General features: G+C 60.1%; 12 protein-coding genes. 7 read left to right on the forward strand and 5 right to left on the reverse strand.

From position 1 onward, the window contains the following. Positions 1-6: 6 nt before the first annotated feature. Entirely contained in the window at positions 7-1230 is a 1224-nt protein-coding gene (locus JZX89_RS23625) for an MFS transporter (RefSeq protein ID WP_207135497.1), read from the reverse strand. A gap of 121 nt (positions 1231-1351) precedes the next feature. On the opposite strand from JZX89_RS23625, the gene JZX89_RS23630 reads away from it, so the two are divergent. Then, positions 1352-3277, forward strand: coding sequence for a helix-turn-helix domain-containing protein (locus JZX89_RS23630; protein ID WP_207135498.1), 1926 nt, complete (start codon positions 1352-1354; stop codon positions 3275-3277). Here the strand turns inward: JZX89_RS23630 and JZX89_RS23635 are convergent. The 4 genes from JZX89_RS23635 to JZX89_RS23650 form a co-directional block, all read right to left on the reverse strand. Then, positions 3270-3998, reverse strand: coding sequence for an ABC transporter ATP-binding protein (locus JZX89_RS23635; protein WP_207135499.1), 729 nt, complete (start codon positions 3996-3998; stop codon positions 3270-3272). The two genes, JZX89_RS23630 and JZX89_RS23635, sit on opposite strands and share 8 nt — an antisense overlap. Then, positions 3995-4864, reverse strand: a complete 870-nt coding sequence (locus JZX89_RS23640; protein ID WP_207135500.1) for an ABC transporter permease — start codon at positions 4862-4864, stop codon at positions 3995-3997. Before JZX89_RS23640 ends, JZX89_RS23635 begins: the two co-directional genes overlap by 4 nt. Next, positions 4861-5856, reverse strand: a complete 996-nt coding sequence (locus JZX89_RS23645; RefSeq protein ID WP_207135501.1) for an aliphatic sulfonate ABC transporter substrate-binding protein — start codon at positions 5854-5856, stop codon at positions 4861-4863. Before JZX89_RS23645 ends, JZX89_RS23640 begins: the two co-directional genes overlap by 4 nt. Before the next feature lie 153 nt (positions 5857-6009). Beyond that, positions 6010-7335 (reverse strand): LLM class flavin-dependent oxidoreductase, encoded by a 1326-nt coding sequence (locus JZX89_RS23650; RefSeq protein ID WP_207135502.1) that lies wholly within the window; start codon positions 7333-7335, stop codon positions 6010-6012. A 385-nt stretch (positions 7336-7720) separates the two neighbouring features. On the opposite strand from JZX89_RS23650, the gene JZX89_RS23655 reads away from it, so the two are divergent. Genes JZX89_RS23655 through JZX89_RS23680 form a run of 6 tightly spaced genes read left to right on the forward strand, consistent with a single transcriptional unit; the run spans position 7721 to position 13909 of the window. Next, positions 7721-9220: an NAD(P)-binding domain-containing protein gene (locus JZX89_RS23655; RefSeq protein WP_207135503.1), complete on the forward strand. Its 1500-nt coding sequence runs from the start codon at positions 7721-7723 to the stop codon at positions 9218-9220. Then, the gene (locus tag JZX89_RS23660) at positions 9213-9857 is read left to right on the forward strand and encodes a 2-hydroxychromene-2-carboxylate isomerase (RefSeq protein ID WP_207135504.1); all 645 of its coding nucleotides are present in this window, start codon (positions 9213-9215) and stop codon (positions 9855-9857) included. The genes JZX89_RS23655 and JZX89_RS23660 overlap by 8 nt, the downstream gene beginning before the upstream one ends. Beyond that, the gene (locus JZX89_RS23665; protein ID WP_149901348.1) at positions 9854-10855 is read left to right on the forward strand and encodes a dipeptidase; all 1002 of its coding nucleotides are present in this window, start codon (positions 9854-9856) and stop codon (positions 10853-10855) included. The genes JZX89_RS23660 and JZX89_RS23665 overlap by 4 nt, the downstream gene beginning before the upstream one ends. A gap of 29 nt (positions 10856-10884) precedes the next feature. Then, positions 10885-11958, forward strand: coding sequence for an ABC transporter substrate-binding protein (locus JZX89_RS23670; protein WP_153516768.1), 1074 nt, complete (start codon positions 10885-10887; stop codon positions 11956-11958). A 20-nt stretch (positions 11959-11978) separates the two neighbouring features. Then, positions 11979-13034 carry an ABC transporter ATP-binding protein gene (locus JZX89_RS23675; protein ID WP_174374909.1) on the forward strand — a complete coding sequence of 352 codons (1056 nt, stop codon included), beginning with the start codon at positions 11979-11981 and terminating at the stop codon, positions 13032-13034. Beyond that, on the forward strand, positions 13034-13909 hold the full coding sequence (locus JZX89_RS23680; RefSeq protein WP_207135505.1) for an ABC transporter permease: 876 nt from the start codon (positions 13034-13036) through the stop codon (positions 13907-13909). The genes JZX89_RS23675 and JZX89_RS23680 overlap by 1 nt, the downstream gene beginning before the upstream one ends. The last annotated feature ends 5 nt before the right edge of the window (positions 13910-13914 follow it).

Consider the following 13914-nt stretch of genomic DNA (forward strand, 5'->3'; position numbering starts at 1 on the left):
CTTCCTTCAGGCGGTCTGTTCGACGGTTTTGTTGCCGTGAATGGCGGGGAAGGTGGTGGCAATAGCGCAGACAATCACGGCGCAGCCGACGATGACGCCAAAGGCGATGCCGTAATTCTGGCCGGTGGCGGAAAGAACGGCGCCGATAAGCATCGGCGATGCGAATGAGCCAAGCTGCGCCAGGGAGTTGATGAGGCCGGTGGCCGTGCCGATCGAATTCTGCGGAAAGTGTTTCATGATGCTGACGAAGACACTGATCGAAATGGCGTTGAGGAATACGTTCGACACCGACAGATAGGCAAATGCCAGCGGAATGGATGGTGCATTCGCCATCAGGTAGATGAAGATCGCCGACACGGCCGAGCCGATGCAGATGAGGTACTTTTCTTTCTGGTGGAAGTAGCGGTCAAGCAGCCAGCCGCAGGTGAGGAACGAGACGAAACCGAGCGCCGGCGGGATCATCGAATATGCGCCCATTTCCACCATGCTCATGCCCTTGACCTTCACCCAGTAGGACGGCAGCCAGGATTGCAGGCCCCAGAAGACGATATTGGTGAAGAAATAGACCGAGGCGATCTTCCAGGTCAGCGTGTTTTTCAGCAATGCGGCGATGCGCTGCTTTTCGGAAACCTTGGGGCCGGCATCTCTGGCGGCCAGCGTCTGCGAGCGTGGCTTCATGACGGTGAAGAGCGCAATCGACAGGATGACGCCGACTGAACCCAGAACGAAGAACATGATGCGCCAGCTATAGAAGGAAATCAGCGTGGTGATGACGATCGCACCGAGCGCGAAGCCGACGGAGGCGCCCGATTGCAGCACCGACTTGGCACGCGCCATCTGGGTCTTCTCGAAATTCTCGGTGATCGCGACCGATCCTCCGGCCGGGAAAATGGCTTCCCCGGAACCCGTGATCGCCCGCGCGGCGGCCAGTCCGACCGCGCTGGTGACGACCCCAGAGGCGACGGTGCCGAGCGACCAGACGGCCACCGCCGAACTCAATACCCGGCGCGAACCGAAGCGGTCGACGAGATATCCGCCAACCAGTTGCGTCATTGAATAAGCGAGGAAAAAGGCGCTGATGATCATGCCCTGATGATCGGTGGCCAGACCGAATTCTTCGCTGATCGGGATGATCGCGTAGTTGATTGCGGTCTTGTCCAGAAAGCCGACGACCCAGCAGATGAACAGCATTCCAATAATAATATGACGGCGTTTTATCGCAGAAAGCATTTTAGTGGTTCCCTTTGTATTTTGCTTTTTAACGTTTGTGTCACCGTCACGAAAAATTCATATGTTGAAACCGCCATAAAAATCTGAAATTTAATGTGCGTTAACACAGGGAGCGTTGCGCTTGAAAATTGATCTCCATGCGCATCGCGTCCTGCGGGAGCTGATGCAATCGCGGGCCGTTCAGCTCAGAACCATCGATGCCGATGGCCGGGAATCGTCTAGCCTGATTTCCCATGTCATTGAACGCGAAGAAGAAAGCCTCAATCTTTCGGTCGATCATTCCTATTATACCGCCAAGCGCACCGGGTTTGCGATCCGCGGGGAGGGCGGCGAGGAGATAACGGGGCGAATCCTTCAGGCTGTGCACGAAGCGGTTATCGCCCTTCAGACAAGAACTTTCGAAATGCTGGCTTCGGTCAATTCAGCGGTCATCAATTCGCTGGATGAAAAGGAGATCGTCCATAACGTCCTGCGGGAAGTGATGAACGTGCTGCCGCACTGCGACGCCGGGGTCTTTCGCTTGTTTGACGAGGAGAGCGGTTTTCTCATTCCTGTTTCGCATGAGGGGTTGCCCGACGATTATACCCATTATCGCGTCCAGCCGAATGAGTCCGTTTCGGGCGTGGTTTTCGCCACCGGCCAGCCGGCCATTCACAATGGCAGGCAGAACATCATTGCAGCGCACCGCGTCATGCGTCCCGAAAGCCAGTCTTTCATGGAGCGGTCGGAGATCGCCAATGCCTTGCTCTGCGTTCCCGTCATGGCGGAGGGTAAGCGTCTGGGCACATTGACGACACTGTGTTTTTCCAGCGACGGTGCGTTTTCGGTGTTCGACAGGACGGTTCTGGAATCGCTGGCGACGCAGATCGCAGTCGCCTATCAGCGCTCGCTTGCCTATCAGAACGCCGTTGCCACGTCGCATCGACTGGAGCAGATGCGCAGCGATCTTGCACGCAAGAATGCCGAGCTGGACCGTGCCGTCGCATTGCACGAGGCATTGTTGCGCATCTTCGCAGCGGGAAGTGGCATGACGGAGCAGCTTCATGCTGTTGCCGATCTGTTTCGCGTCGATTTCCGCTTTGAGAGCGTACTGGGTCTTGATTACCGCTCCGCCGGGTGGACGGAAGAGGGTGAAACACTGCGGCAGACAGTGGAAGTCGCCGAAGCGCCTGTCGGCCAGTTTCATTTCAGAGCCTCGGGGGATGCCGGTTTCCACCAAGTGCTTTTCGGCACATTGGCGACATTCGTGGCGCTGGACTTCGTGCATGACATGTCGCGGATGGATGTACTGAATGCGCGCCGGAAGGCGCATTTCGAAGCGCTTGCCGCCGGCGTCGATCCCGATGGCCGTCGCAGCCATCAGGGCTTTCGGCTTGATCGTTACCATCAGCTGTTTGTGGCGCGGGGTCCGCGCCGCGATGTTTCGGCCAATCCACGGCTGTCTCTCTACAAGTCCCAGTCAGATTTGCAGCAGGCAATGACGGCGTCGAATTCCCTTATCTTTCACGAAGACGAGCAGATTGTCATGCTGGTTTCCGCCTCCACCGTTGCGGCGCTGGAGCGAAACCTGCGGGCGGTTGCCGAGATTGCCGACAAGGAGGCCATCTGCGTCGGCACGAGCGAGATTTATGACGCGAATGAAGGCCACCCCGCCGCGCGGGAAATGGCGGCGCAGGCAAGCGAGGCTTTGCTGCGGCGCGGCCAATCGGGGCTTCTGCGCCACCGCGACATGGGTGTGGAACTGTTGCTGGAGGGCAGGGCGCGGCAGGATATCGTGGAATTCACCCGACAGATTCTCGCACCGCTGCTGCGCGATCCCAGGCATCGCTCTCTGCATGAAACCCTTTCGCGTTACATTCAGGAAGGGAAGTCCGTTGCCCGCACGGCGCAGGCGTTGAACATCCACAGCAACACGCTCTACCAGCGGCTGCAGCGGGTGGAAACGCTGACCGGCCGCAGGCTTGCCGATGCCGCCGATTTTACGCTGCTCAGCCTCGCCTGCCAGCTTCACGCCGATTATTCGGGTGAAGCCGCCGCCCTCAGATGACGTGGGCGTTGTGCAGGGCGGTCAGCACCTCGTTCTTGAGGCTGGCGAGGTGTGGTGACCTTCGGTCGCGCGGGCGCGGCACGTCCACCTCGATCCGCTGCTGGATGCGGCCGTCATGGGCACCCATCATGTAAATGCGGTCACCGAGATAGAGCGCTTCATCGATATCGTGGGTGACGAGCAGGAAGGAAATGCCGCGCTGTTCGACGATTTTCAGCACCAGATCCTGCAATTTCATCCGGGTGAAGGCGTCCACCGCACTGAAGGGTTCATCCAGCAGCAAGATGCGCGGCCGGGTATAGAGCGCCCTTGCGATGGCCACCCGCTGCGCCATGCCGCCTGAAAGGGCCTTCGGCAGCGCGCCAGCGTGGCCGCTCAGGCCCACATCGTTGATCAGGCCCTCCACCCGCTCGACATCATATTTCCTGCCGGCGGCATAACCGATGTTTTCGGCAACCGTCAGCCAGGGCATCAGGCGCGGTTCCTGAAACACGAAGGCGATGGGCGGCGAGGCCTGATCCTCTTCCGCCTGCTGAACCTTCACCGTGCCGGAAAAACGCCGGTCGAGACCGGCGGCGATACGCAGCAAGGTGCTCTTGCCGCAGCCGCTGGGGCCAAGCAGAACCGCCGCTTCACCATCGCCAAGCGTCAGGTGGATATCCTGAAGGATGATCGTATCGCCAAAAGCTTTTTCGCGCACATCGACATTGAGCAGGTTCATCGCAGCCGCCCTCCTTCTTGAAGGGAATAGGTGTCACGCCAGCGCAGGCAGCGCTCCTCGACGATCTTGAACAGGCTGTCGGAAATCTTGCCCAGAACCGCAAGGCAGATAATGGCGATCATCACCAGATCGGGCCGCGAAAGTTCACGCCCGTCGGACAGCATGTATCCAATGCCTTCGGAGGCGGCCAGAAGCTCGGCTGCGACGACACTCAGCCAGGCGAGCGACAGCCCGTAACGCAGGCCGGTGAACAGATGCGGCAAAGAGGCGGGAATGAAAATCCGCCACACCAGAACGGGCAGCGGCTGGCGATACATCTCGCCGACCTCCACCAGCTTGCGGTCGACATTCCGGATGCCGGAGAAGAGGTTGAGATAGACCGGAAAAAACGCGCTTTTGGCAATCAGCACGATTTTCGAGGTCTCGCCGATGCCGAACCAGATCATCAGCAGCGGCACCCATGCAAGGCTCGGAACGGCTCTGAGCGCCTGAAACGTCGGTTCGAGATAGCGCTCGGCGGCAATCACCAGTCCGACCAGCGAACCGACGATGACTGCCAGCAGAGAGCCGATGACGAAACCGACAAAGACACGCGCGGTACTGGCCGCGACATTCGTCCACAACGGGCCTTCGGCAAGCCGCATAAACGTCTCGTAAAGCTCGGAGGGCGGCGGCAGCACATAGGGACTGACCCAGCCCAAACGGACAAAAAGCTCGAGCAACACCAATGAGCCGACCGGCACGATCGCGCCGCGCAGGTCGAAGCGGCCAAGCAAATTCCCCGCCCGCTGCAAGAACGGCAATCGGGAGGGGAATTGTTTCGCAGTCTGCTTCACGCGCTGGAATTCGCGCGGATGGGAATTCATGCGCCAAGCGCCTTTTTCGCCGGCGCCGGATCTATCAGCGATGAAAGGACATTGTCGACATTGACGCCTGGCCGCAGCACGTCGTCGCCCAACAACGGCGTAACGATGCGGATCGAGTTCAGCAATTCCTCGCCCGGAACGGGGTCCTTCCAGTCGCGCTTGTTGATTGTCAGCTCGGTGATCTTGGCATCGTTGCCGGTGACCTTGGTGACGAAATCGATGAATTCGCGGTTATTGTCGCGGATCCACTTCTGCGTTTCCACCCAGACGCCGAGCAGGCGCTCGACCGCTTTCGGGTGCTTGGCCAGAAACTCTTCCGACACGCTGAAGACGCTGCCATCACGCCAGCTGCGCTCGTCGAAAATTGCCCTGTCGCCGGCAAGCTCGGCCTGGGATGTATGCGGATCGATACCAACCCAGGCATCGACCTGCCCCTGCTGCAGCGCGTTGAAGCCCTCAGGATGTTGCAGGTTCACGACCTTCAGATCGTCGATCGACAGTTTGTTCTGGTCAAGCGCGCGGACGAGTGTGAAATAGGGTGCCGTTCCCTTGGTGACCGCAATGGTCTTGCCCTTGAGATCGGCGACGGTCTTGACCGGCGAATCCGGCCGCACCTGAATGATCGAGGAGCCGCCCCAGCTTGCCACATAGATAACCTTCAGCGGCACGCCGTTGGCACGAGCCAGAAAGGCGGATAGTGCGGCCGAGCCGGCGAAATCCGTCGAGCCGACCTTCAGGAATTCCAGCGAATTGTTGCTGCCGCGAGATTGCACCCAGGTGATCCTGGTGCCGACATCCTTGAAAGCCTCCTCAAGCCAGCCCTTGTTCTTTATCAAAAGCGTGTGGGAGGAGTAAAATCCCCAGTCCAGCTTCAGCTCGGCGGGGAAATCCGGGGAGCTTTGTGCCAGCGCACTGCCTGAGACAAACGGTGCTGCGAGAGCACTGGCAATGCCGAATTTGAGGATCTGGCGGCGGGATTGTTCGGTCTTCATATTACTTCACCTAATTTATGTATTTTGTGTAATTAAAAGGTACGGGCGGGTGTTTTTGAGGTCAATCCGCCCTTCTGGAACCTCATGCCAAACTTCAGGGCGGGTGTGGAAAATCTCCCTAGCTTTGTCGCAATCGGCGCGATGGCCCGTTACTTAAGGGAAAAAGCGATTGGCCGGCCGTTGCAGCCCCAAATGGTCACGCAAGGTCGGCCCCTCATAGTCCTTTCGAAACAGCCCACGCCGTTGCAGTTCCGGCACCACCTGGGTGGTGAAGTCGTCGAGGCCGACGGGGAGGAAGGGGAAGGTGACGTTGAAACCGTCCGAGCCTTCTTCGTGGAGCCATTGCTCCATCTCGTCGGCGATGGTTTTGGGTGTGCCGACGAAGGCGAGACCGGCATAGCCTCCCAGCCGCTGGGCCAGCTGGCGCACAGTCAGTCCTTCGATTCTGGCGAGTTCGATGACCCTTTCACGGCTTGATTTGCTGGCATTCGTTTCCGGAATATCAGGCAGCGGACCATCGGGGTCGAAGCCGGAAACATCGTGACCGAGCGCGATCGACAGCGAGGCAATGGCGCTGTCATAATGGACGAGACTGTCCAGTCTGGCGCGTTTGGCTCTCGCCTCTTCCACGGTATCGCCGACCAGCACGAAAGCGCCCGGCAGGATGACAATGTCATCGCGAGAACGGCCCGCGGCGACAGTCCTGTCCTTGACGTCCTTATAAAAGGCTTTTCCTGCGGCAAGCGTGGGTGTTGCCGCAAAAACCACCTCGGCGGTTTCGGCGGCAAGCTGGCGTCCCGGCTCGGATGCGCCTGCCTGAACGATCACAGGCCACCCCTGCACCGGACGGGCGATATTAAGCGGCCCGCGCACGGAAAATTCTGGTCCCTTGTGATTGAGCACATGCATTTGTTCAGGATCGAAGAACAGCCCGCTATCGACATCCCGGATGAAGGCGTCGTCCGAGAAGGAGTCCCATAGGCCGGTGACGACATCGTAGAATTCGCGCGCCCGCGCATAACGCTCGGTGTGATCAGGCTGCTCGTCGCGGCCGAAATTCCGGGCTGCATCCGGATTTGAGGTGGTGACGATGTTCCATCCGGCGCGGCCATTGCTGAGGTGATCGAGCGAGGCGAAACGTCGTGCCACATGATAGGGCTCATCGAATGTGGTGGATGCGGTGGCGACTAACCCGATGCGGGAAGTAACAGCGGCGAGCGCCGAAAGCAGCGTAAATGGCTCGAAAGACGTCACGGTATGGCTGCGGCGCAGGGCTTCTGTCGGCATGTTCAGCACCGCCAGATGATCGGCCATGAAGAAGGCGTCGAACTTCGCGGCTTCAAGCTGCTGTGCAAACCGCGCCAGATGGGCGAAATTGAAATTCGCATCCTGGAAGGAACCCGGATAGCGCCATGCGCCCGTGTGGAGACTGACGGGCCGCATAAAGGCGCCGAGATGCAGTTTGCGATCATTTGCCATGGGGCTTCACTCTTTCGTCGTGGGTTCTGATCCGGGCTGCTGGTCTTGCCGATGGTCTCTGGCAGGCGAAGGCAGGCCCGGTCGTCATCGCGACGATATCCCTGCCGGGGACTTGGCGCGGCAAAGACTATTCCGATTATGAATTGCAAACCGAAAGATTTTTTCCGAAATTCTTTATTTTGCGAGATAGCGTGGCCGGTGGGGCAAGAGCTTCACCCCCAGTTGGTCGCGACAGGCGGGCCACCGAGCCGCGCTTCCGGCGGCTTGCGCCAAAATTTGCTGAAAACCGCAAATGATTAGAAGAATTTTGCTTTCCGCATTCGCACTTCTGTGTTTCTTATAATGCTTAAATAGAATTTTTAACGCGCATTAATTCAGAAATAACATGATGGAAGATCGCAAAACCAATGCTGTGTCCGCTGATGCGGGTGGCTTGCCGGCGCTCGAGGCGAGGCTTGCGCAGGAACTTGCCCTGCTCGAGCGGCCGGCAAAGCCGTGGGTGCCGCGCACCCATCTCGGCGGTGCCGAGGTGCTGGATGTCGCCGTCATCGGTGCCGGGCTCTGCGGGCTCACCGCGCTTGCCGCCCTGTCATTTGCCGGGATCGACAATATCAGGGCTTTCGACAAGGCGGCGAGCGGGCTGGAAGGGCCGTGGGTAACGAGCGCGCGCATGGAAACATTGCGCACCCGCAAGGAACTCGCCGGGCCGGCGCTCGGCGTGCCGTCCCTGACATTCCGCGCATGGTTCGAAGCGCAGTTCGGCGCAGCCGCTTATGAGGAGATGCAGCTTATCCCGCGTGAAGCGTGGATGGCTTACATGGTCTGGTATCGCAATGTGCTGGCGCTGCCGGTGAGCAACGATACCGAACTTGCCGGCCTCGGTTTGCGTGAGGATGGTCTGCTCGACCTCGAACTACAGGGGCCGGGAGGCCGCGGCAATGTTCTGGCGCGTCGGGTGATTTTGGCAACGGGGCTTGATGGTCTCGGTGCGCCGCGCCTGCCGGATGTGGCGAAAAAGGTGCCCGCGCGCTTCGTGCGCCATAGCGGCGATATATTCGACGTGAGCGCATTGCGCGGCAAGCGTGTTGCCGTGGTCGGCGCCGGCGCTTCGGCAATGGACAATGCGGCAGCAGCGCTGGAGGCAGGGGCTGCCCGCGTCGATCTCTTCATTCGCAGAGCCGATATTCCGCGCGTGGAAAAATTCGGCGGCGTCGCCAGCCTTGGCATGACCCATGGTTATATCGGCCTGCCAGATCCAGATCGCTGGGCCTTCATGGTCGAAGCGGAGCGCACGCAGATACCGCCGCCGCGTCACAGCGTCCTCAGGGTCTCGCGCCACGCCAACGCCTTCTTCCATCTGGCCAGTCCCATCCTCAGCCTGACCGAACTGGGCGATGCGGTGGAAATCGAGACGCCGAAGGGTCGCTATCCGGCGGATATTATCATTTTTGCCACCGGCTTTGATGTCGATTTTGCCCGGCGGCCGGAATTTGCAACCTTACGCGGCCGCGTCCTGCTCTGGCGCGACGCCTATCAACCGCCTGCCGGACAGAGCAACGATGCGCTGGGGTCCTATCCCTATCTCGGCGCGGCCTTCGAATTTCTGCCGAAACCGGATCTGCCCGCCACGGAGGCGGAGACGATTTCCCGTATTCATTGTTTTGCCTATCCGGCCGTCCCGTCCCACGGGAAAATCACCAGCGGCGTTCCGGCCGTCAGCCAGGGGGCGGAGCGTCTGGCGCAGGGCATCGCCCGTTCGCTGTTCGTGGAAGATCGCGCCCGCCATTTCGATACTTTCATGAACCACGACGCCGCTGAAATCACCGGCGAGGAATGGCGCGACGCGGATGCGCAGGACAAGATAAGGGAGCATGCCAATGGCTGAACCGGTGCTGAAACTGGAGATATTTTACGGCATCTCCTCACCATGGGCCTATTTCGGCGCGCCACGGGCGGTCGAAGTCGCCCGCACCCATGGGGCGGCCATCGTGCTGCGCCCCATCCGCATCATTGAGGCCAATGGCGGCATTCCGCTGCGCAACCGCCCGGATGCCCGACAGAATTATCATGCCGTGGAGCTGGACCGGTGGCGTCGTTATCTCGACATGCCGCTCAATCTTGCACCGAAATATTACCCCTGCGCCACCATCGAACGTGCAGCCCAGCTCGTCATCGCCGCGCAGAAGGCCGGTCTTGATGCGATCGGGCTGTCCTTCGCCATCCAGCGCGCATTGTGGAGCGAAGATCGCGACATTGCCGATCTCGACACACTCCGCACTATCGCGCAGACCGTTCTCGGCGCTGAAGCTGCGGCACTGGTGCGCGATCCGCAGCGGCAAGACATCGTGGCGGAGTGGCAGGGAAATCTTGCCGAAGCAGAGCGCCTCGGCATTTTCGGAACACCGACCTATGTGGTGAACGGCGAGCTTTTCTGGGGCCAGGACCGTCTGGAATTCGCCAGCCGCGCCCTTGGGGCGCTCAAGCAGCAATTTTCACAATCCGCCGTGAGGACATCCGCATGACCGATGCCGCAAAACTCCATAATGAAGCCATTGTCATCGACGGTTTGCAAACCTGCCAGTGGAGCCGGTCTATATTCGAGGACATGCGCGCGGGCGGCCTCACCGCCGTCAACGTTTCGAGCGTGATCTGGGAAAATTTCCGCGAGGGCATCGGTTATGTCAGCGAATGGAAGCGTTTTCTGCGGGAAAACGACGACCTGATCCGCCCGGTGCGCACGGTGGCCGATATTCACGCGGCCAAGGCGGAAAACAAGACGGGCATCATCATCGGCTGGCAGAATACCTCGCCGCTTGAGGACAGGCTTGATTATGTCGAGATATTCAAGGATCTCGGCGTCGGCATCATGCAGCTCACCTATAATACCCAGAACTATTCCGGTGCCGGTTATCTGGAAGAAAACGACAGCGGCCTGACAGGATTCGGCCGTGAAGTGCTTGGGGAGATGAACCGCGTCGGCGTGCTCTGCGATCTCAGCCATGTCGGCGACAGAACCACGGCGGATGTCATCGCCCGCTCGAAATCGCCGGTCTGCATCTCGCATGTGCTGCCGCGCGCGCTGCGCGATGTGAAGCGCAACAAGCCGGATGAACTTTTGACGGCCTGCGCTGAAAAGGGCGGCATTATCGGCATCAGTCTTTTTGCACCGGGTCTTGCTGCCGGAAATGATGCGACGGTCGAGGATTATCTCGATGCCATGGCCTATGTCATCGATCTCGTCGGCGAAGATCATGTCGGCATCGGCACGGATTTCTCGCAGGAGCGGCCGCGCCCCGGTCCCTGGCAACTCTGGGCCAACCGTGACAAGGGCACGGCGCGCACGCTGACGGAATTCGCGACCGTCAAGATCTCCAAGCCGAAGGGCATCGAGCGCATTGGCGAGGTTCCCAATATCACCGCCCGCATGCTGGCGCGCGGCTGGAGCGAAACGCTCGTTCTCAAACTTCTCGGCCAGAACTGGCTGCGCGTGCTGGATGCCGCCTGGCGGCCCATAAACTGACAATATCAAAAAAAACGGAGGCAATTGAAATGAAAAATGCTCATCAGCGCCGTAAGGCCGCGATTGTCGCCGGCATCGTTGCCGCCGGGATCGCATCGCTCTCGGGCACCGTCTTTGCGCAGGATGCGACGAAAGGCACCGTCAATATCGTCGGTTTCTCCGGCGTCTTTGCGGATAACTATCAGAAATTCATCATCGACACCTTCAAGGCCCAGCATCCCGGCATTGAGGTGAATTATCAACAGAGCAAGAATTCGGCCGAAACGCTGGCGTTGCTCACCCTTCAGCGCGCCGAGCCGAAGGTCGATGTCGCCCTGATCGACGTTTCGGTTGCGATCAAGGCGAACAAGGAAGAATTGTTCACCAGGCTCGACGCCGCCAAGGTGCCGAACCTTGCAGACCAGCCGGAATGGGCGCGCATCGACGGCGACCGCGCCATCGCGTTCTCGCAGGACAATCTTGCCATCCTTTATAATACCGAAACGGTGAAGGAGCCGCCGACAAGCTGGGCCGATCTTGCCGATCCGAAATACAAGGGGAAGATCGCCGCCAAGCTTTCCGATACCCGCGGTGTCATCCTGTTGCCGATCCTCACCAAGTTGAAGGGAGGCGACTACAAGACCTCCATTGATCCGGGCATCGATTTCCTGAAAGAGATTGCGCCGAGCGTCTCGACCTTCGAGCCGGCGCCGGATTGTTATGCGGTGGTGCAGAGCGGCGAAGTTGATCTTTCCATTTGCTGGAATGGCCGCGCGCAATATCTGCATGACACGCAGGGCGGCAAGATCGGCGTAGCCCTGCCGAAGGAAGGCTCCATCGGCCAGACGAACACGATCGGTCTCGTCGAAGGTTCCGCCAACAAGGAGGCCGCCGAGCTTTTCGTGAATTATGCGCTGAGCGCCGAGGCGCAGGCGACATTCGCCGAAAAGAGCTTCTACGGCCCGGTCAACAGCAAGGTTTCTCTGAGCGAGCCGGTCGCCGCACGCATATATGGCAGCAAGGAAGCGCAGGCAGCGCAGTCTTCGCTCGACTGGAGCTTCGTGGCGGACAAATATTCGGCATGGATACAGCGGATCAACCGCGAGGTCATCGCGGCGAATTGAGACAGGAAGCAGAGGACGCCATGGCCGATCATCATGTCGAGATCGACAATCTCGTGAAGACCTATCCGGGCGCCCTCAAGCCCTCCGTGGATCACGTGAGCCTTTCCCTGCCGCGCGGGGAAATGCTGGCGCTGCTGGGGCCATCCGGCTGCGGCAAGACGACGATCCTGCGTATGATCGCCGGTCTTATCCCGGCAACATCGGGCGAAATCCGGCTGGATGGCCGCGATATCTCCGCAACCGCCGTCCATAAGCGCAATATGGGTATGGTCTTTCAGGCCTATGCCCTGTTTCCGCATATGAATGTGTCCGAAAACATCGCCTTCGGGCTGGAAATGCGCGGCATTCCAAAGTCGGAGCGCAAGGACCGCGTGGCAAGGGCGCTTGATCTGGTCAAGCTTTCCGGCCTTGGCGAAAGGCGTGTCTCCCAGCTCTCCGGCGGCCAGCAGCAGCGGGCGGCGATCGCCCGCTCGCTCGTCATCGAACCTGCGCTGCTGTTGTTCGACGAGCCGCTCTCCAATCTCGATGCGAAACTGCGCGATGAGATGCGCGATGAAATCCGCGACATCCAGAACCGCACGGGCGTTACCAGCATTTTCGTCACCCATGATCAGGATGAAGCCCTGTCGATGGCCGACCGGCTTGCCGTCATGTCGGAAGGTAGGCTTGAACAGATCGGCACGCCGCGCGAGATTTTTGACCGGCCAAAAACGGATTTCGTCGCCTCCTTCATCGGTGCGGGTTCGTTTCTCGCGGGCACCGTGGTTGCGCCCGGCCGGGCAGAAATTCCCGGTCTCGGTGTCCTGCATTTCTCTGGCGCAATCCCTGCCGGCCAGAAAGCGCGGTTTCTGGTCCGTCCGCACCGCTTCGTGCTGGGCGAGGGCGTCAACGCCTTTTCCGGCATCGTCGAACACGTTACCTATCGTGGGCAGGTGTTGACGCTCGGCGTGCGCGCGGGCGAGCATCGCCTGCAGGCCGATCTGCCCACCCATGCCGCCGCCCTGCCGGCCAGGGGCGAGCGGGTGACGCTTTCCGTTGCGCCCGAGGATGTGACGCTGATCGGGGAGGCGGCCTGATGGCGGGGGCAAGCCATTCTGCCAGTGGCGGTGCATCGCATCGCGGCATCCTGCTTCTTCTGCTCCTGCCGGGTCTTGTCGCGCTGCTGACGACCTTCCTGTTGCCGCTCATCTGGCTGGTGCGGGCATCGTTCGCGTCCTCGGCGATGGCCGCCCTTCGCGGCGGCGACTGGACGCTCGAATCCTACCGCACCGTTATTTTCGACCCGTTCTACTGGAAAATCGCCTGGAACACGCTTTATCTCGGCGTGAATGTTGCTGTTCTGGCGGTCGTTCTTTCCTATCCCATCGCTCTCTTTCTTGCCCGCACCCAGAGCCGCTGGCGCGGTGTGTTGACCGCACTTGCCGTTGCGCCGCTTCTCACCTCGTCGGTGGTGCGCACCTATGGCTGGATGGTCATTCTGGGGGACAGGGGTGTGATCAACACGGCGCTGCAATCCTCCGGGCTGACGGACGGCGTCGTCCGGCTGACCAATAATTATTTCGGCGCGACCGTCGCACTGGTCGAAATCCTGATGCCCTATGCGATCCTTGCGATGCTGAGCGGTTTCGGCCGGCTGAACACGCAGTTTGAGGAGGCCGCCGCCATGCTCGGGGCAAACCGGCTGCGGGTGTTTACCCGCATCGTGTTGCCGCTGTCGTTGCCCGGCGTTCTGACCGCCGCCCTTCTGGTCTTTGTGCTGGCCATCTCGTCCTTCGTCACGCCGCGCCTCATGGGCGGTGGCCGTGTCTTCGTCATCGGCACGGAGGTTTATAACGAGGCGACGGTGACGCTGAACTGGCCGTTGGCGGCCGCACTTTCCGTGCTGCTGCTCGTCCTGTTCGGCAGCGTGATCGTGATTTACCAGCGCGCGATGCGCGCGCTTGAGACGTGAGGCCG

The sequence above is a fragment of the Agrobacterium burrii genome (assembly GCF_017313405.1).
Taxonomy (GTDB): Bacteria; Pseudomonadota; Alphaproteobacteria; order Rhizobiales; family Rhizobiaceae; genus Agrobacterium; species Agrobacterium burrii.